At 50.6% G+C, this 524-nt stretch carries 1 protein-coding gene; it reads right to left on the bottom strand.

All coding sequences use genetic code 11. The features are described from left to right. The coding region (locus AACX88_RS17600) for a diaminopimelate decarboxylase family protein (RefSeq protein ID WP_339394146.1) at positions 1 to 524 on the bottom strand (524 nt) is incomplete at both ends.

Raw genomic sequence — 524 nt, 5'->3', positions numbered from 1 at the left:
CCTGCTCGAGATCGAGACCAGATTTTGCATGGAATGCGGTAACCAGCTCAGCGTGGGTGGCGGAAGGCACATTGGGCTCCACGCGAACACAGACATTCGCCACTTTCTGTAATTTGCGGGAAATGCTGTCGATGTGGTCCAGCTCGTAAAGGCTGTCGACGTTAATCAGATACAGATCGTTCGCGATGGCGAATTCCAGATCTTCCGGTTTTTTCACCACGCCGTTAAACACAATCTGATCGCCGCGAAAACCTATTTCCAGGCACTTGCGCACTTCAAACTGCGAATTCGCTTCAGCACAAATTCCGGCATCGCGGATAGCTTTCAGCACGCCCATAACCGAGCAGGTTTTGGAGGCAAAGAAGGTCTTTGTTTTCTTGTGTGCGGCAAAGGCCTGCTGAATTTCGCCGATGTTGCGGATGATTTCCGGCTCAGAAAACACATAAAACGGCGTCGGATATTTGCGGGCTAAGGCATCCAGGCTTATTTGCTCAAAACAGAGCTGATTGTCCCTGAACTGGAAA

The sequence above is a fragment of the Brevibacterium metallidurans genome (genome assembly GCF_037101285.1).
GTDB lineage: Bacteria > Actinomycetota > Actinomycetes > Actinomycetales > Brevibacteriaceae > Brevibacterium > Brevibacterium metallidurans.
The sequence above is the reverse complement of the archived record's forward strand: the minus strand, read 5'-3'. Positions and strand labels throughout refer to the sequence as shown.